Below are 19,115 nucleotides of genomic sequence, written 5' to 3'. Positions count from 1 at the left end.
GTGCCGCGGGCCGTTCCTTTTCTCGTCTTCTGGGCGAATCCTGGCCGTTTCCACGGTCGTCGGTGGGCGGGAACGAATCCCTGACCTGACGGGTACCGGACCTGCGCGCCCGAGGCATCTGCTTGACTGCTGCCGTGCCATCCGATCGTGAGACCTCCGTCGAAGCGGAGTTCTCCCGGGTGGTCGGCCGGTTCGCCGGCCCGGCCAGGGGTGTCGGGCTGCTGGTGATCAGCGTTTTCGGGGTGCTCGCCACGCCGTCCGGGGCGCTCCCTCTCTCGTTCGGTCTGCTCACGCTGGCCCTGGTCACCGCCGTGGCCGAGTACCTCGTGGGGAAGACGGGCCGGGGCAGGCCGCTGGCGTTCGCGCTGACACTGGTGCGCGCGGCGGCGATCTGCGGCACCCAGTTCCTGACCGCGCCCGAAGCGGCCGAGCTGAACCAGTGGGCGCTCAACGTCCTCACCATCACCGCGATCACCCTCCAATGGGAATGGCCGCCGAAGATCACCGTGCCCGCCATCGCCTGCCTGCTGGCGATCGAGGTGGTACCGCTCGGATTCGAGGACGGTTTGTGGGTGGTGGTGCGGGTGCTCATCGAAGCCACCCTCGCCCGGGTCGCCTTCCTGCTGCTGTCACGGACCACCCGCCGGATCGATGATCTGCGCGAGCGCCAGGCCCGGCTGACCCGCGAGGAATCCCTCGCCGTGCAACGACGCCTGCAGGAACGCGAGTATCTGGCCGTCCTGCACGACACGGCCGCGGCCACCTTTCTCACGGTGGCCCAGCGCGGCGAAACGACCGAGCCGTCCGAGGTCGCCGGCTATGCCCGCCGCGATCTCGCGATCCTCACCGGCGAATCGGGTCCCGGCAGCGTCGTCGATCTCGAGACGTCACTGCGCGGCGTGCTCGCGCAGAGCCCGGTGAAGGTCGAGGCACGCTGGTCTCCGGTGGCGCCGATCCCGGCGTCCGCGGCGCTCGCGATGGTCCGCGCGGTGCGCGAGGCGCTGGTGAACGTCGACCGCCACGCGGGTGTCGGCGAGGCCATCCTGACGGTGGAAGACGGGGTCCGCGTGACCGTCCGGGACGAAGGCCGCGGTTTCGACCCGGCGAAGACCCCGGCCCAGCGGCGAGGTGTCCGGGGTTCGCTCGTCGAACGCATGGCCGCGGCGGGCGGACGGGCCGAGGTGACCTCCGCGCCCGGCGCGGGGACCACGGTGGAACTGGTGTGGCCGCATGAATGAGACCGCGGACCGGGTGCTCGGCGGCTGCCGGATCGCGGTACTGCTCGCGACGGCGGCGATCCAGCTCGGGCTCAGCCTGACCCGGCTGGACGACACCCCCGGCAAGATCGCGTTCGCCACGCTCGCCGGTGTGCTCGTCGTCGCGGCGTGGTGGGTGCTGCGCTGGAAGCCGGTCCCCTTGGCCGTCGCGCTCGCGGGGGCGGTCGTGGTCCTCGCCGCGTCCGCGGTCGCCATCTGGACCCTGCCCCCGGACCGGCTCCTCGGCGACTCGGACTGGGCGTCCGGTCTCGCGGGCTGGCATCTGCTGGTGTTGCTGCTGGACCGCCCCGCGGTCGCGATGGCCGCGCTCGTCCTGCAGATGACGCTCACCTTCGTCCGGCAGATCGGCGCCGTGCCCACCGATCGAGGCGAGATCGGCAGCGTGGTGATCGCCGGGCTCAGCGTGCTCACCTTCCAGGCCGCGACGCTGGCGCTGATCAGGGTCGTCAACCGGCGGGCGGGCGAAGCCGCCGAGGCCTCGGCCGAACGCGACCGGCAGGCCCACCGCAAAGCGCTCGCCCAGCAGCGGGAGGCCGACCAGCGCAGCCGGTTCGCCGGGCAACTCGGCGCCACCCTGCCGCTGCTGGCCGGGCTGGCCGACCGCACCCTGGATCCGCGTGACGACGCCGTCCGGCAGCGCTGCGCGCTCGCCGCCACGCAACTGCGGCGGCTGTTCGCGGAGAACGACGACGTTCCCGACCCGCTGCTGCACGAGGTCTCGGCCTGCGTCGACATCGCCGAGCGGCGCGGTTTGGCGGTGACGCTGGCGGTCAGCGGCGAGGCGGCGCCCGTCCCGACCGCGGTCCGCCGCGAACTGACCGGTCCGCTGATGACCGCGCTGGCCGCCGCACGGACACAGGCACGCGTCAGCGTCCTGCGTACCGACGACGAGATCCGCGTCGCGGCGATCACGGACGGTGAACCCGGGCGGACGGCGAACGGATCGGGCGCCGTCGACGTCGAATGGCACGCACTGGGAGAACGATCGTGGATGGAGGCGAAATGGCGTTCGCGACCGAATTGACCGCGGTGGTCGTCGACGATCATCCGGCCGTACGGGCGGGGGTCGTGCACTGGCTGTCGTCGGGCACACCGCCGGTGACCGTCGTGGCCGAGGGCGAAGACGTGCGGGCCGCGTGGATCGGCGAAGGCGCGTTAGCCGACGTCGTCATCCTCGACCTGCACCTCAACAGCACGACTCCGGCGATGGGCGATCTGCGGCGGCTCACCGAGGCCGGCCGTCGCGTCGTCGTCTACTCGATGCGAGCCGACGACGAGACCGTCCTGCAGTGTCTCGAACTCGGCGCGCTCAGCTTCATCACCAAATCCGAAGGCGCGGAACACATCCTCGAAGCCGTGCGCGCGGCGGCGGCCGACCGGTCGTACACGCCGCCGTCGCTGGCGGGCGCGATGGCCGGGGACCGCTCCGAGCGCCGCCCCGCCCTCTCCGCGCGGGAGACCGAGGTCCTCATCGAGTGGTTCCAGTCCGAGTCGAAGGATTTCGTCGCGCACCGGCTCGGGATCTCGCCGAACACGGTCAACTCGCATCTCGAGCGGATCCGGGTCAAGTACGCGCAGATGGGCAGGGACGCCCCGACCAAGGCCGCGCTCGTCGCGCGGGCGATCCAGGACGGGCTGATCGGCGTAAGCGATTTGTGACCGGTTGTGGTGCGAACGGACCACTCTCACCTCCTCCTTTACCGACTACGTTGCGTGACGAGCCACGAGTCCGAGGAGATCCATGAAATCCGCCCTGATCGCCACCTGCTGCGCCGCCGCGCTCCTGCTTTCCGCCTGCGGCGGGGACGGCGGGAAGACCGTCAGGGCCGACGGCACCATGGCTCCCGGCAGCGAACTCAAGGTCGGCGAGCGCGCCGTCGTCCCGTTCAGTGACGCGCGCAAGACCGGCACGATCGCGATCACCGTGAAGTCGATCGACATCGGCCCGAAGGAGGATCTCGCCAAGTTCAAGAACAAGGGTGAGGGCATCCTTCCGGTCTACATCCGGCTGCTGGTCGAGAACGTCGGCGGCACGGATCTCGCCGGCACGTCGGTGTCGTCGTTGAAGGCGATGAACCCGGACGGCACGGGCACCAAGGTGCTCATGGCCAACAGCACCGCTGCCTGTCCAGGTGGGCCGGCGCCGGCCGAGTTCACCACGCCTGGCGCGACCTACGAGACCTGCAAGATCGACGGCGTCAAGGACGGCGACGAGGTCGGCGCCGTGAGGTTCAACGATGGCGAGTACAAGGACGAGCCGATCACCTGGAAGAAGTGAAAGCGCACCCATTAGGCCGATAAGCGTAATCGATTCGTGACCTGCTCTGGTGCGAATGGACCACACCGATGTACTCCGTCATCAACTACGGTGCGTGGCGAGAACGCCGGAGAAGGATTCGGCGGGGAGTCCGAGGAGATCCATGAAGTTCGACCGTATCGCTCTGTCCGCCGCCGGCTGCGCCGCCGCGCTGCTGCTTTCCGCCTGTGGCGGTGAAGAGAAGGGGGGCAGCCCGGCCCCCGCCCCGTCGCCCGCGCCGACGTCGGCCCCCGCGTCCTCGCCCGCGACCAGCGGCACGGTCCCGGTCTCGAACGCGGACGCCACCGCGCCCGGCACCGCCCTGAAGGTCGGCGAACGCGCCGTCGTCCCGTTCAAGTACGGCAACGACAAGAGCGGCACGATCGCGATCACCGTCAAGGCGATCGAGCTCGGCCCGAAGGAAGACCTCGCCTCCTACGGCGAGAAGGCCAAGGGCATGACTCCGGTGTACATCCGGATGACGGTGGAGAACGTCGGCGGCACGGACCTCACCTACAGCACGGTGCGGATGCGCGCGGTCGGCCCGGACAACAAGAGCACCGGCGTGATCATCACCGGCGAGACCCCGAGCTGCCAGTCCGAGTCGGCGAAGAAGGACTTCAAGACCGCCGGCGCGACCTATGAGACCTGCGAGCTGCAGGCCATCAGGGACGGTGGCGAGGTCGGCGGCGCCGAGTTCAACGACGGTGACGGGTACAAGGACGACCCGATCGTCTGGAAGAAGTAAGCCCATTCGCGCGTGAAGGCCCCCTTCCCTCGGCTGAGCCGAGGGAAGGGGGCCTTCACGCGCGTTCGCTGAGGCTGCGGGAGCCGGTTCTCCTGCGTAGCGTTGTCGTGATGGTCCACGTGCACCGGACGATCACCGTCCGCACCCCCGCCCAGACCGTCGTCGGCTACCTGCGGGACTTCGCGCACGCCGAGTCCTGGGACCCCGGCACCGTGTCCTGCACCCGCGCCGACACCGGCCCGATCGCCGTCGGCTCGCAATGGCACAACGTGTCCGAGTTCCGCGGCAAGAAGACGGAGCTGACCTACCGGCTCGACCGGCTCGAGCCGGGCCGGATCGTGTTCGTCGGCAGCAACAAGACCGCGACGTCCACCGACGACCTGACGATCTCCGAAGCGGACGGCACGACGACCGTCAGCTACCACGCCACGATCGAGTTCCACGGCCTGGCGAAACTCGCGGACCCGTTCCTCAAGCGGGAATTCGAGAAGATGGGCGACGACCTGGTCCCGGCGATGAAGGCGACTCTCGAAGCGCTTCCCGCCTCGTGAGTGTCGAGCCGTTCTCAACACTCACGAGACGTTCTCCGCCAGGCCACCGCTCCCTTTCTTCTTGCCCCTGAAGTACGTGAAGGCCCCCTTCACTGCGCCTAGCGCAATGAAGGGGGCCTTCACGTACTTGGGAAGAGGGCCTTCACGGACCTTCGACTCGCGAGGCGATCATTTCCGCGGGCTGCTCAGCCGCCGCACGGCGTTCGCGCAGGCGAGGGATTCCAGCAGCGGAACGGTCCGCTCCCAGCCCAGGCAGGCGTCCGTGATGCTCAGATCGGGCCGGGGGCGCACGGAGCCGACGTCCTGCCTGCCGTCGGAGAGGTACGACTCGATCATCACGCCGGCCAGCGCGTCGTTTCCCGCCGAGATCTGGTCCGCCAGGTCGGCGACGACCACGGGCTGCCGGTTGTGGTCCTTCCCGCTGTTGCCGTGCGAGGCGTCGACGACGAGCCGGTGCGGCAGACCGGCGGCGGTCAGCGCGTCGAGGGCGTCCGCGACGGCGTGCGCGTGATGGTTGGGTTTCGGGCCACCGCGCAGGACGAGGTGCGCGTCCGGGTTCCCGGCGCTGCGCTGGATCCGCGGGCGGCCGTCGGCGGCGGCGCCCGGGAACACGTGGGGCAGCGCGGCCGCCCGGACCGCGGCGACGGCCGTGTCCAGCCGTCCGGACACGCAGTTCTTCATGCCCACCGGCATCGGCAGCCACGACGCCAGCTGCCGGTGCGGCTGGCTCGCGACGGTCCGTGCGCCGATCGCGCCCCAGCTGACGGTGTCCGCGAAGTACGGCGCGAGGAACGGGTCGACGAACTCGTACGCGAGCGGCAGCCCGGTCGCGGCGGCGTCGTCCAGGAAACGCCGTCCGATCCGGACACCCGCCGCGAGATCACCCTTGCCGTCGAGGGTGGGGTCGGGCACCAAGCCGGTCCAGCCCGCGATCGTCCGCGGTTTCTCCAGGTAGGCGCGCAGGACCACGACGAGGTCGTCGGCGAACCGGCGCGACGCCTCCGCGAGCCGGTGCGCGTAGTCGAGCGCGCCGTCGGTGTCGTGCACCGAACACGGACCCACGACGACGAGCAGCCGCGAGTCGCGCCGCGAGAGGACGTCGGCGACGGTCTCCCGGTGCCGGGTGATCTCCTCCGGGACGAAGCCCGCCGTGGCCACCTCGGCCGGGCTGGGCAGCTGGTCAAGCATCCGCATGACCTTTCTCCTTGTCGGGGGCGGCCTGGGGCAGCCGCGTCGCACCGGCCACCGCCACGACGGCGAGGCCGAGAACACACCAGAAGGCGTCGGCGAAGGCCGCGGCGACGTACGGCCCGCGGGCGGCCAGCCGGGCCTGCAGCACCACGGCCAGCACCGCGGTGCCGAGCGAGCCGCCGAGCGTGTTGAGCAGGTTCAGTGCCCCGGCCGCGCGGGGCAGCCGGGCGGGTTCGACCCGGCGGTAGACGATCGTCATCACCGGCGCGCCGATCATCGCCGCGCCGAAACCGCGCAGCAGCAGGGAAACCACGATGACCCAGTCCGGAAGACCCGGGCCGAGCTGGGTGAACGGCGCGGTGCCCAGGGCGACCAGCCCGATCCCGCTCAGCACCAGTGTGCGCGGCGCGATCCGGTCGACCAGGCGATTCACCAGCACGGAACCGGCCGCCGCGCCGATACCCTGGGGCACCAGGAGCAACCCGGTGTCCCAAGTGGACAGTCCGGGACCGCGCTGAAGGTAGAGCGGGAGCAGGAACATGGTGCCGAACACCGACGCGCCGAGCAGGACCAGCGCCAGCGCGGCGACCCCGAACGGCGGCCGCGTGAACAGCCGCGGATCCAGCAAGGGCGCTTCGGCGCGCAGACCGTGCCGGACGAACGCCGCGAGCATCACGACACCGAGTGCGACGGCGAGCCCGGCGACCATCGGCGTTCCCTGCTCGAACCAGGTGAGGCCGAACACCAGGACGGCGAGACCCGGCGAAAGCAGCAGCGCGCCCCGGAAATCGAAGCGCTCCCCTTTGCCGCCGGGGTCACTCGCCGGCACCCAGCGCCGGGCCAGGATCACCGCCACCACACCGACCGGGAGGTTGACGTAGAACAGCCACGGCCAGTCCGCGACGGCGAGGATCGTGCCGCTCGCCATCGGGCCCAGCACCGGCGACAGCAACGGTACGAGACCGACGACGCTGATCACGCGCCCGATCCGGTCCGGTCCCGCCGCCCGCGCCAGGAGCGCCTGGCCGGTCGGCGGGAGCAGACCGCCCGCGAGCCCTTGCAGGACACGGAAGGCGATGAGCGCGGGCAGCGTCGGCGCCAGCGCGCACAGCAGGGACGCCAGCAGGAACACGACGACGGCGGTGATCCAGACCCGCCGTCCGCCGAACCGGTCGGCGAGCCAGCCGGACGCCGGAACCGCGGTGACCACGGCCAGCAGGTACGCCGTCGTCACCCAGTGGACGCCGGTCACCGGCGCGCCGAACTCGTCGGCGAGGGTGTCGACGCCGACCGACACGATCGTGCTGTCCAAGGTCGCCATGAACGTGCCGAGCACCAGCACGGCGGCCGTACGCCACAGGGCGGCGTCGATCGGGCGCGCGGTCACCGCTCCCCCACGAACCCGGCGGCGTCGCCGTCGAGCCAGGACGGCAGCTTCCGGAGATACCCGATCAGGTCCTCGGCCAGTGACCGGGCGGCGGCCTGTCTCGCGTACAGAACGCCTTCCCAGCCGTGCTCACCCGGGACGACGGTGACGCTCACCGGGTGGTGCGTGCGTTCGCGGAACCTCGTCCCGGTGACGGTCAGGCCGGGCGCGGGTTCGCGCAGCTTCGCCGGGTCCACCGGGTAGTTCTCGAACACCAGCAGGCTGTCGAAGAGGCGCTCCCGGCCGGCCAGCGACGCGAGCTCCGGCAGACCCATCCGGTGGTGCGCGGCCATCGCCTGCTGCCGTGCCTGCAGATCGGCGAGCGCCTCGGCGACCGTTCCGGTGAACCTGGCCCGGACCGGGACACTGTTGGCCAGCAGGCCGATGATGTCCTCGACACCGTCCACATCGGACGTCCGGTTGGACGTCATCACCCCGAAGCTGACGTCGTGCCGTCCGGCGTGGGTGGCGAGCACCGCCGCCCACGCCCCTTGCAGCAGCGTGTTGACGGTGAGCCCTCGTGCCGCGCCCAGCCGGGTCAGCTCCGCGACCAGGGCCGCGTCCACAGTGAACAGAGCCGGTTCGGCGGACCCGCCGGTGCGCGGCAGGTGGTCACCCTCGGGCAGGCCGTCGAGTTCCTTACGCCAGGCCCGGACATCGGCCGAGTGATCGGCCGCGGCGAGCAGGCGCGTGTACCGCGTCGGCGGCACCGGCTCCGGCAACGGCTTCCCCGCGTACAGCGCGAACAGTTCGCCGAGGATGCGCGGTGCGGACCAGCCGTCGGACAGCAGATGGTGACTGGTCAGCACGAGCGTCTGACTGCCGTGCCTCAGGACGGTGACCCGCCACAACGGACCGTGTGCCAGGTCGAACGGTTCCGCGAGCTCTTCGTCCAACGCCGCGTCCACTTCGGACACTTCGCGCACGCGGAAACCGGCTTGTGGCTCGGCTGGGACCACCTGGACCTCGTGCGAGGGCGGGAACACCGCGCCCAGGTTCGGCTGCCGCCGCACCAAGGCGTCCACCGCCGACCGGAGCGCCTCGACGTCCAGCTCACCGGACAGCGTGAACGCCGCCTGTACTCGATACGGATCTTCCTCCGCCGCCCGGGATTCGCGCAGGATCACCTCCTGCAACGGGGTCAGCGGCATGATCTCGCCGGGCCCCGGCACGTCGGCGGCGAGAGCGTCCAGCTCGCGCCGGAAGTGCTCACCCAGCACGGCGATCTCGTCGTCGGTGAACAGCGCGGACGGCCAGGTGAAACGGACACCGAGCGTGCCACCGTCGGGCACCATCGCGTTCACCGTCAACGCGTACGGCAACGGCATGTCCGGACCGCCTCCCGAACCGAGCGGATCGGCGTCCGGCGGGCGCTGCCACAAGGTCTCCTCGACCGGTGCCGCGGGGAAGCGGCCGAGATAGTTCCAGGCGATCTCCGGCCGCGGCCCCTCGACCCCGAGAATCCCGTGGCCAAGTCCATCGCCCGCCGCGCGCAGATGATCACGCACCGCCCGCAGCGCGTCCGGCAGCGGCCCCGGCGGCGGGGTGATCCGCGCCGGATGCACGGCGGTGAACCAGCCTGCGGTCTGGGCCAGATCGACCTTGCCCGTGAAGTCCGGTGTGTGTCCCGGACGTCCGTGGTTTTCGACGGCGACGACCAGATCGGCACCGGTCCCCCGCCAGGCGGCGACCGCGCGGGCGAGCGCGGTCAGCAGCACGGCGTCCGGACCGGTGCGATAGGCCGTGGGCAGCGCGGTGAGCACGGCGTGGGTGGTGTCCTCGCCGAGGTCGATCCGGTGATGCCGCGCGGTCGCCACGGTGTCACGCGCCGGATCGAGCCTCGTCCGCCCGAGGGTGCGCACCGGCGCCGCCGCGACACCCTGCCAATGCCGCGTTTCGTCCTCTCGGTACGGGGCGGCCGCGTGCAGCGACCGCGCCCAGCCCAGGAACGACTGCCCGCGCCGGTGCAGGGTGGTGCCATGGAAGGCTTGTTCGACGTCGTCGAGCAGGACGCGCCAGGTCACCGCGTCGGCGACCAGGTGGTGCGCCACCAGCAGCAACCGTCCGGGCCGGTCGCCGGCGTCCACCAGCACCGCCCGCAGGAGCGGTCCGGTGCGCGGGTCCATCCGCGCGACGATCTGCTCGACCTGCGCGTCCAGTACGGCGCGAACGTCGCCGGACTCGCGGACGGCGGTGAGCACGTCGCCACCGGTCACGGCACCGACGTCCGGAATCCGAAGGGCGTCTTCGATCAGATGCGCGCGCAGGACGTCGTGGCGGGCGAGGACGGCGTCGAGCACCGAGCGCCAGCGAGGGACGTCGTCCGCCGAAGGCACGCAGATCTCGACCCACTGGCAGAACCCGTCGGCCGCCTTTCCCGCGCGCCGCAACAGATCCCGCATGATCGGGGTGAGCGGCGCGTCACCGGCGGCGTGGGCCTCCTCGGCCCGTTCGGGTTCACCACAGCGCGCGGCGATCCCGGCGACCGTGCCGCCTTCGAGAACGTCACGCGCGGTCAGGTGCAGCCCCTCCCGGCGGGCGCGCGAGACGACTCGAAGCGAGGCGATGCTGTCGCCGCCCGCGTCCAGGAAGCCGTCGTCCAGGCCGACGTCGGCACCGAGCAGCTCGCGGACCACCCGCAGCAGCACGGCTTCCGCCGGGGTGGCGGGTTCCCGCCCACCGTCCGAGCGGGCTTCCGGCGCGGGCAGCGCGGCGCGGTCCAGCTTACCGCTGGGGCCGAGCGGTAGCCGGTGCAGCGGCACGAACGCGGCCGGCACCATGTACGCGGGCAGTTCCGCGGCGAGGTACTCGCGCAGCGCGGCCGGGTCCGGGTCGGCTCCGTCGACCGGGACGACATAGGCGACCAGCCGGTCTTCGCGGACGATCACGGCGGCGGCGCGCACGTCGTCGTGCGCGGTCAGCGCGGTCTCGATCTCGCCGAGTTCGATCCGGAATCCGCGCAGTTTGACCTGGTGGTCGGCGCGGCCGAGGAAGACGATCTGCCCGTCCGGCCGCCAGCGGACCAGATCGCCGGTGCGGTACATCCGCTCCCCCGGCGCGCCGAACGGATCGGCGACGAACCGTTCCGCGGTCAGCGCGGCGCGGCCGACGTAGCCCTGCGCGAGCTTCGGCCCGGCCAGGTACAGCTCGCCGGTGACGTTGGTCCCGACCGGGAGCAAGCCGCCGTCGAGCACGTACGCGCGGACCTCCGGGTCCGGGCGGCCGATCGGGAGCGGGCCGGGGTCGGCCGGGTCGTAGTGCCAGGTGACCGAGTTGATGGTGACCTCGGTCGGGCCGTAGGCGTTGAACAGCGCCCGCCGGTCGCCCCAGCGCCGTGCCAGTTCCGGGTCGAGACGTTCGGCGCCGACGACGAAGAACACGTCCGGGTCGACGGTCGCGTCGTCGGGCATGGCCGAGAGGAACGACGGCAGCAGGTTGAGCCCGGTGACGCGGTGTTCGGCGGCGTAGGCCAGCAGGTCGTCGCCGGAGGTCCGCACCTCCTCCGGCGCGATCACCGACGTGCCGCCGGACAGCAACGGCAGCATGAACTGCCAGAAGGCGACGTCGAAACTCGTCGAGGCGAAATGCAGGTACCGCTCGGCGCTCCCGATCCCGACAATGTCCTCCTGTAACGCGATCAGGCTCGGGACACCGCGATGCGGCACCGCCACGCCCTTCGGCTTGCCCGTGGTGCCGGAGGTGTAGATGACGTAAGCGATCGCGTCCGCACACGACGGCACGGCCGGATCCGAGTCCTCAGTGGACAAAGCGCCCGGGTGGACCACCGGAAGACCGTCGACGTCCGAAGTGGACACCACGGCGGCGGGCGCGATGTCGTCCAGCATGTAGGCGAGCCGGTCGGCCGGGTAGTCCGGGTCCATCGGCACGTGCACCGCGCCGGCCTTGATGACGCCGAACAGCGCGACGACGAGGTCCACGTCGCGCCGCAGGAGAACCGCGACCGGGTCCTGCGGTTTCACGCCGGTGTCGATCAGGGTGTTCGCGAGCCGGTTGGCGCGGCGGTCCAGTTCGGCGTAGGTCAGGCTCCGGTCGCGGCACACGACGGCCTCGGCGTCCGGGGTCTCCCGGACCCAGCGGCCGAACTCTTCCAGCATGCCGCCGCGTTCGCGCTTCGGTTCCGGCCCCTCACCGAGACGCAGCATCGCGCGTTCTTCCTCGGCGTCGAGCGCACGCAGCCGGGAGACCGGCCGCGCCGGATCGGCCACGATCTCGTGCAGCACGGCACGCAGCCACCGGCCGTAGGCCTCGGTTTCCTCGCGGGTGAACGCTTGGGGCTGGTAGCCGAGACCGACGGTGAACTCGTCACCGGGCAGCACGATCACCGTGAGCGGGTAGTGCGTGGCGTCGGTGATGTCGACGCCGACGAGGTCGAGTCCGGGCGCCAGTGTGGTGCGGGCGCGGCTGGAGAGCGGGAAGTTCTCCATCACCAGCATCGTGTCGAACAGGTCGCCGACGGCGGCCGCGCGCTGGATGTCCGGCAGCCCGGCGTGATGGTGCTCGGTGAGCCGGACGCTTTCGGTGTGCACGCGCTCCAGCACGGTGCTCGCGGTGTCGGCGGCGTCGAACCGCACACGCACCGGGATCGTGCTGCCCAACTGGCCGATCATGCGCTCGACGCCGGGGACGTCGGCCGGACGGCCCGAGACCGGGCAGCCGAAGACCACGTCGCGACGGCCGGTCAGCCTGGCGAGCAGCACTCCCCAGGCGGTCTGGAACACCGTCGTCGGGGTGATGCCGCGTTCGCGGGCGAAGGCTCGCAGCCGTTCGCTGAACTCTCCGCCCAGTTCCACGGTGACGCGTTCCGGACGCTCCACAGTGGACTCGACGCTCGCCGGGGCCAACCGCGTGCCCTCATCGAGCCCGGCAAGTGCCTCGCGCCACGCTTCCAGCGCGGCGTCCGGGTCGCGTTCGCCGAGCACCCGGTGGTATTCCGAAAGCGGCGGCGCGACCGGGGCCGCCGGGCCGCCGCCGAGTTCGGCGTAGGTGGCCAGCAGGGTGCGGCCGACCAGCGGCATCGACCAGCCGTCGAGCAGCGCGTGGTGGTTCGTGAGCACCAGGCGGTGCTCGTCGGGGCCGAGGGTCAACAGCAGGAACCGGATCAGCGGCGGCGTCGCCGGATCGAAGGGCCGGGCCAGTTCGGCACGGCACTCGGCCTCGACCTGGTCCGGTGAGACCCGCGCGAATCGCCAGTCCAGCGAGACGTCGGCGGGCACCACCTGGACGACCTCGCCCACGTCGGTGGTGTGCAGGTGGACGCGCAGCGCGGGATGCCGTCGCAGCACCTCCGCCGCGGCCTCGCGCATGCGGTCCGCGTCGAGCGCGCCGCTGAGCAGGGTGACGGCCTGGACCACGTACACGTCGGTGTCTTCGGTGCCGCGCGCCAAGGTGTGGAACGAGAGGCCGGTCTGCAGCGGGGTCGCGGGCAGCACGTCCTCGACTCGGCCCCGGCGTTCGAGCGCGTCGATATCGGCCTGGCTGAGGCCGACCAGCGGGAGATCCGACGGCGTCAGCCCACCACCGTCCGGGCCGATCCGGGCGGCGTGCGCGGCCATCGCTTCCAGGGCGAGTGACCACGCTTCTTGGAGCTCGGCAACACCTTCCTCGGACAGGACGGCACCGGCCGCGGTCCATTCGACGGCGAGCCGGGGTCGGCCGTCCTCACGGACGAAGCAGTTGAGCGCCAGTACCTGTTCCAGCGATTTGGCGTCCGGTTCGGTGACCGCGAACGGGTCCTCTTCGGGCAGACGCCAGCCGGTGCCGGGCAGGGCCGCGAACCGGCCGAGGTAGTTCAGGACGACGTCCGGCGGCGGGACGGCGGCGAGTTCGTCCCGGGTCAGGGGGTCGAGATACCGCAGGACGCCGAAGCCGACGCCGTTGTCCGGCACCGCGCGTTTGGCCTCCTTGGCGGCCCGCAGGAGCCGGCCGGCCTCCGCCACGCCAGCGGGAACGCGCAACGGATACTCGGCGGTGAACCAGCCGACGGTGCGTGAAAGGTCCAGGCCGTCATGGTCTCGGCCGTGCCCTTCGAGCGACACCGTCTCGGCCTCGACCGGGGCATCGCGCCAAGACCGCAGAGCCAGCACGAGCGCGGCGAGCAGCACGTCGTCCGGCCCGGCGCGATAAGCCGCGGGCAACGCGGTGAGCACCGCGTCGGTCTGCTCCGGGGTGGCGAGGGTGACCGACCTCCGCGCCGTCGCGACCGTGTCGACGGCACGGTCCAGTGGCCGGTGGCCGAGACGCGGACCGCCGAGCGCGCCGCGCCAGTGGTCGAGTTCACCGCGCCGGGCACCGGAAGTCCCTTGCTCGGCAAGGAGAAGCGCGTGCCGTCGCCACGACGTCCCGACCGGTTCGAGCGGCTCACCGGCGCAGGCCGCGCGCAGGTCCGGCAGGAGCACCCGCCACGAGACACCGTCGACCGCCAGATGATGGATCACGATGACGAGGTGATCCGGCAGCAGGGCGACCTTGAACACGCCGGTCCGGAGGTCCAGGGACTCCGCGAGTTCCGCCGCGACCTCGGCCGGGTCGCCCGTCCGCTCGACCACGACGTCGGACGCCCTGACCACTCCGCGTTCCCCGACCCGCATTTCGTCCTCTAACCGCAGCCGGAGGACGTCGTGGTGGTCCAGGAGTGTTTGCACGCCTTCGGTCAGCACGGCGGGAGGGAGATCCTCGTCGAGCCGAAGCGCGGTCCATTGCGTGTAGCCGGCGATCGTCGCGACGTCCGGATGCGGGTCGAGCAAGGCTCGGACGATCGGCGGAGCGGGCACCACACCGACCGGCTCGTCCGGCGGAGCGGCGGGCCCGCCGATCTCGGCGCTCGCCGCGGCCAGCGCCTCGAAGCTGCGGCGGGCCAGCAGGTCACGCGGGCGCAGGTCGAGTCCGTGCGCGCGCAGCCTGCTGCTGACGCTGATCGCGGTGATGCTGTCGCCACCCAGCGCGAAGAAGTCGTCGTCGACGGCGACCTCGTCGACGCCGATCACCTCGGCGATGGTGGCGCACAGCAGCCGCTCGCGTTCGGTGGCGGCGGTCCGCCCGGCCGCGGCGCGCGGGGCGGGCAGCGCGGCACGGTCGATCTTTCCGTTGGAGGTCAAGGGAAGTGTGTCGAGTACGACGACCGCGGCCGGTACGAGATGCTCCGGCACCCGCCCGGCGAGCTCCGCGCGGACCTCGTCCGGGACGACCTCGCCGACGACGTAGCCGACGAGCCTGGGCCCGCGCACCGCGGCGGCGGCCGCACGCACGCCGGGAACGGCGGCCAGCGCGGCTTCGACTTCACCGAGTTCCACGCGGTGACCGCGCACCTTCACCTGACCGTCGCGGCGGCCCAGGTACTCCAGACCGCGGCCGGGCACCCAGCGGACGAGGTCGCCGGTGCGGTACATCCGGTCGCCGGGGGCGCCGAACGGGTCTGCGACGAAACGTTCGGCGGTCGCGCCGGGACGCCCCAGGTAGCCGCGCGCCAGATGCGGCCCCGCGAGGTACAGCTCACCCGGCGTTCCGGCGGGCGCCGGACGCAGCGCGGCATCGAGCACCCGGACCGCCGTGCCCGGAACCGCGGTACCGATGGTCGGTTCCCCGTCGTCCAGCCAGGATCCGGCACCGTCCACAGTGGCCTCGGTCGGGCCGTACATGTTGCGCGCGCGGACACCGGACGCGGCGACGCGTCGCCACAGCGCGGGCGGAGTCGCCTCGCCACCGAGGACGAGCAGCGTGGGCGCGCCGGGGCCGTCGAGCAACCCGGCGTCGACGAGCGGAGCGGCCATCGACGGCGTGGTGTCGACGACGTCGATCCGGTCGCGGGCGAACGCGGCCAGCAGTTCGTCGGCGTCCCGCGCGACGTCGGTGCCGTAGACGTGGAGTTCGTGCCCGAACAGCAGCCACATCAGCTGGTCGAGCGCGGAGTCGAAGGCGAACGAGTAGGTGTGTGCGACGCGCAGCCGCCTGCCCGCGGCGCGTTCGGTCTCGGCGACCGTGGTCGCGCGATGGTGGCGCAGCAGCGTCGCGAGCCCGCCGACCCGGCCCAGAACACCCTTGGGGCGCCCGGTGGAGCCGGAGGTGAAGATGACGTACGCGAGATCTTCCGGATGGCGCGGAATCCCCAGCGGTGAAGAGTCCAGAGTGGACAGATTGGTTTCGCCGAGCAGGAGGTGAGGCCCTGGCACGATTCCCGGGTCGTGGGTCACCGTGAGCACCGCCTCGGCTTCGGCGGCGAGCTCCCGCAGGCGTTCGACGGGATGCGCCAGATCCAGCGGGAGGAAGGCGGCTCCGGCGTCGAGCACCGCCAGCAGGGCGACGACGAGATCCGCGGACCGCGGCAGGGCCAGCGCGACGACGTCGTCCGCTCCGACGCCGCGAGCCCGCAGCGCCCGGGCGAGGCGGTGGACCCGCGTGACGAGTTCGCCCGCGGTCAGCCGTTCGTCACCGAAGACCAGTGCGGTGTGTCCGGGATCCAGCCGGTCGAGAAGTTCAGGTACGCCAAGGAGTTCACCCTCGGGTGCGGGCGTCGACCACGCCGTCAGCACCGTGTCCCGCTCCCCAGCCGGGATCAGATCCACACCCGCGATCGCCGGGCCGTCCGGCTCGGTCAGCGCGGTGATCAAGCAGCGCAACGCGGTCAGCTTGGCGTCGACGGCGGCCTGGTCGTGCGTCCGCGCGTCGACCTCGAACCCGAGCAGCAGCCCACCGTCCGAGGTCGGGAGCACCGACAGCCCCATGTCCTCCGGCGGCCCGCCCGCGACGTTGCGCATCGTGCCGTGCGAGCCCGCGAAGTCGAGCTTCAGGTCGAACGCCTTCAGGTTGATGCCGCGGCCGTGCAGCAGCGCTCCGGCGCCGGGCACCGCGAGATCCTGGGGCAGGTCTTCCCCGCGATACCGCTGGTGCGTGCGCATCTCCTTGAGCGCGCCCGCGACCCGCGCGGTCAGCTCGGTTCCCGTGTCCCGCGGCAGCACCTCGACCCGCAGCGGCAGCACGTTGACCGCCATCGCCGGGGTCCGCAGCGCCGCGCCCTCGCGGCACATCAACGGCATCGCGAACACGACGTCGGCCCAGCCGAGCACGCGGTGCAGGAACGCGGCGTAGCAGGCGATCAGCGCGTCGCCCCACGTCGTCCCGGCGCGCTTGCCCAGTTCACGAAGCCGGGCGACGTCCGAAGCGGGCAGGACCGACCGGGCGGTGACCGTGCTTTCCGGAGGCCCTGAAGCGCTGCCGGCGTCGTCGAGATCCGGCAGCGGCGTGAACCGCTCGCGCCAGTACTCGCGGTCCTGGGCGAACCGTTCGCTCTCGCGGTAGGCACGGTCGGCCTCGACGAGATCGGCGAACCGGGCGAACGTCGAAGCCGGAACGTCCTTGCCCTGCACCGAAGCGGTGTAGCGGCCCGCCGTCCGGCGCGCGAGCATCGCCGCGGTGTAGCCGTCGAACACCAGGTGGTGCCCGAGCTGGGTGAACCACACGTGCGAGTCGGACAGCCGCAGCACGAGATGGGCGAACAGGGGCCGGTCCACCATCCCTCGGCAGGACTCGGCGACCCGGCGGCGTTCGGCGTCCACCCGCTCGTGCGCGGCGGCGACCGGATCGGTCTCACCACGCAGATCCACCACGTCCGGCAGCGGCAGCGCGTCTTCCGACACGACCTGGCGCGGACCGTCCGGCGTCTCGAAGACCCGAAGCCGCAGGCTGTCCGCCTCTTCGGCGGTCGCCCGGATCGCTTCGGTCAGCGCGACCACGTCGACCGCCTTGTCGCCGACGATCTCGATGACGTCACCGACGACGTAATACGGCGAGTCGGGTTCGAGGCGCTGCGCGGTCCAGATCCCCAGCTGGGCACCGGTCAGGTTCAGCATGAAGGCACCACCATCGGAGTTCCGGTCACCGGGTCGGGCACGACGACGCACGGGAGATCGAAGACCTCCTTCATCAGCTCGGCGTCGACGATGTCGGCGGGCGCTCCTTCGGCGACGATCCGGCCGTCCCGCAGAGCGACGAGGTGATCGGCGTACCGGCAGGCCTGGTTGATGTCGTGCAGGACGGCGATCACCGTGCGGCCTTCGTCGCGCAGCCGCGCGAACAGGTTCAGCAGCTGGTACTGGTGCGCGATGTCGAGGAACGACGTCGGCTCGTCGAGCAGCAGGTACGGCGTCTTCTGCGCCAGCACCAGCGCCACCCACACGCGCTGGCGCTGCCCGCCCGAAAGCTCCTGGACCGGCCGTTCGGCCAGCCCCGCCACCCCGGCCGCGGTCATCGCGTCGATCACCGCGCGTTCGTCCTCTTCGGACCACGAGGCGAACAGCGACTGATGCGGGAACCGGCCGCGCGCGACCAGCTGCCGGACGCGGACGTCCTCCGGGGCGACCGGATCCTGCGGCAGGAATCCGAGTTCCCTCGCCAAACCCTTGCCGGGAAAGGAACCCACGTCCTTGCCGTCGAGAAGGACCTCGCCGTCCGACGGACGCAGCAGCCGGACGAACGCGCGCAGCAACGTCGACTTGCCACACGCGTTCGGTCCGACGACGGCGGTGAACGCACCGTCGGGCACGTCGAGGCTCAGCCGGGTCGACACGACCCGCTCGCCGTAGCGCAGGGTCAGGTCCCGAGCGGTCAAGCGGGCACTCATGTGCGCCGAACCTCCTTGGTGAGCAGCCAGATCAGGTAGCCGCCGCCGATCACGGTGCTGACCACACCGACCGGCAGCGATTCCGGCGCGAGCAACATCTGGGCGGCCAGGTCGGCACTGGTGAGCAGCACGGCGCCGGTGAGGGCGGCGGGCAGCAGGGCGATCCCGGGCGTGCGGGCCAGCCGCCGCCCGATCTGCGGTGCGGCCAGCGCGATGAACGCGATCGGGCCCGCCACGGCGGTGACGGTGGCCGTGCAGCCGACCCCGATCAGCACCAGGACCAGCCGCAGGCGGTCCCAGCGGACCCCGGTGGTGACCGCCAGCGCGCCGCCGAGCGCGGCCTGGTGCAGCGCCGGTGCCCTGGTGAACAGCACGACGAACAGCACCGCGAGCACACCGAACGGGATGGCCACGTCGTCCCAGCCGACCCCGTTGAGGGAACCGGCGTTCCAGCCGACGGCCGCGATCGCGATCTCGAGTTCCGCGCGCAGCACGATCCACGAGTTGAACGCCAACAGCATCGCGTTGATCGCGATCCCGATGACGATCAGCCGCAGCCCGGACAACCCGCCACCGAGCGACAACGCGTAGACGATGGCCGCCGTGATCACGCCGCCGAGCACCGAGCCGATGGTCAGCTGCGTCGACGTCCCCGAGAGGACGGTGATCGCGAACAGCGCGCCGGTGTACGCGCCGGCGTCGAGACCGATCACGTCCGGGCTGCCGAGCGGGTTGCGGGTGACGTTCTGGAAGATCGCGCCCGCCAGGCCGAGCGCGGCACCGAACACCAGCCCGGCCAGTACCCGGGGCAGCCGCCATTCGCGGATGACCACGCCCGGCCCGCCGCCGGAACCGGTGAGCGCGGCGAACACGCGGGCGGGACTCGCCCACGCCGCGCCGTAACAGAGCCCGAGCAGCGTCAGGCCGGCGATGACCACCAGCATCGCCACGAGGAAGACGAGGGTGCGGCGTTCCATCCGGGCGGAGAACCGC

General features: G+C 71.7%; 11 protein-coding genes. 6 read left to right on the top strand and 5 right to left on the bottom strand.

The annotated features are described in order from the left end of the window. Positions 1 to 134 precede the first annotated feature (134 nt). The 6 genes from ACOCEP_RS29405 to ACOCEP_RS29380 all read left to right on the top strand — a co-directional run bounded on the left by ACOCEP_RS29405 (position 135) and on the right by ACOCEP_RS29380 (position 4,872). On the top strand, positions 135 to 1,238 hold the full coding sequence (locus ACOCEP_RS29405) for a sensor histidine kinase (protein ID WP_482332321.1): 1,104 nt from the start codon (positions 135 to 137) through the stop codon (positions 1,236 to 1,238). Next, on the top strand, positions 1,231 to 2,301 hold the full coding sequence (locus tag ACOCEP_RS29400; protein WP_482332320.1) for a histidine kinase: 1,071 nt from the start codon (positions 1,231 to 1,233) through the stop codon (positions 2,299 to 2,301). The genes ACOCEP_RS29405 and ACOCEP_RS29400 overlap by 8 nt, the downstream gene beginning before the upstream one ends. Then, a complete protein-coding gene (locus tag ACOCEP_RS29395) occupies positions 2,280 to 2,936 on the top strand; it encodes a response regulator (RefSeq protein ID WP_482332319.1) in 657 nt (218 codons plus the stop codon). Before ACOCEP_RS29400 ends, ACOCEP_RS29395 begins: the two co-directional genes overlap by 22 nt. Positions 2,937 to 3,018: 82 nt before the next feature. After that, positions 3,019 to 3,555 (top strand): hypothetical protein, encoded by a 537-nt coding sequence (locus tag ACOCEP_RS29390; RefSeq protein WP_482332318.1) that lies wholly within the window; start codon positions 3,019 to 3,021, stop codon positions 3,553 to 3,555. A gap of 142 nt (positions 3,556 to 3,697) precedes the next feature. Then, positions 3,698 to 4,321: a hypothetical protein gene (locus tag ACOCEP_RS29385; RefSeq protein ID WP_482332317.1), complete on the top strand. Its 624-nt coding sequence runs from the start codon at positions 3,698 to 3,700 to the stop codon at positions 4,319 to 4,321. 110 nt (positions 4,322 to 4,431) lie between these two features. Then, the gene (locus tag ACOCEP_RS29380) at positions 4,432 to 4,872 is read left to right on the top strand and encodes an SRPBCC family protein (RefSeq protein ID WP_482332316.1); all 441 of its coding nucleotides are present in this window, start codon (positions 4,432 to 4,434) and stop codon (positions 4,870 to 4,872) included. A gap of 168 nt (positions 4,873 to 5,040) precedes the next feature. Here ACOCEP_RS29380 and ACOCEP_RS29375 read toward each other — a convergent pair whose 3' ends face one another. Genes ACOCEP_RS29375 through ACOCEP_RS29355 form a run of 5 tightly spaced genes read right to left on the bottom strand, consistent with a single transcriptional unit; the run spans position 5,041 to position 19,099 of the window. Beyond that, on the bottom strand, positions 5,041 to 6,066 hold the full coding sequence (locus ACOCEP_RS29375) for a 3-deoxy-7-phosphoheptulonate synthase (RefSeq protein ID WP_482332314.1): 1,026 nt from the start codon (positions 6,064 to 6,066) through the stop codon (positions 5,041 to 5,043). Beyond that, on the bottom strand, positions 6,053 to 7,450 hold the full coding sequence (locus ACOCEP_RS29370) for a DHA2 family efflux MFS transporter permease subunit (protein ID WP_482332313.1): 1,398 nt from the start codon (positions 7,448 to 7,450) through the stop codon (positions 6,053 to 6,055). The genes ACOCEP_RS29375 and ACOCEP_RS29370 overlap by 14 nt, the downstream gene beginning before the upstream one ends. Then, entirely contained in the window at positions 7,447 to 17,352 is a 9,906-nt protein-coding gene (locus tag ACOCEP_RS29365; RefSeq protein WP_482332312.1) for an amino acid adenylation domain-containing protein, read from the bottom strand. The genes ACOCEP_RS29370 and ACOCEP_RS29365 overlap by 4 nt, the downstream gene beginning before the upstream one ends. Beyond that, positions 17,346 to 18,122, bottom strand: a complete 777-nt coding sequence (locus tag ACOCEP_RS29360; RefSeq protein WP_482332311.1) for an ABC transporter ATP-binding protein — start codon at positions 18,120 to 18,122, stop codon at positions 17,346 to 17,348. Before ACOCEP_RS29360 ends, ACOCEP_RS29365 begins: the two co-directional genes overlap by 7 nt. Further along, on the bottom strand, positions 18,119 to 19,099 hold the full coding sequence (locus tag ACOCEP_RS29355) for a FecCD family ABC transporter permease (protein ID WP_482339842.1): 981 nt from the start codon (positions 19,097 to 19,099) through the stop codon (positions 18,119 to 18,121). The genes ACOCEP_RS29360 and ACOCEP_RS29355 overlap by 4 nt, the downstream gene beginning before the upstream one ends. Positions 19,100 to 19,115: the final 16 nt, after the last annotated feature.

This window comes from Amycolatopsis sp. CA-211722, from assembly GCF_056828465.1.
Note: the sequence above shows the minus strand (reverse complement) of the source record. Positions and strands in the feature narration are given on the sequence as shown.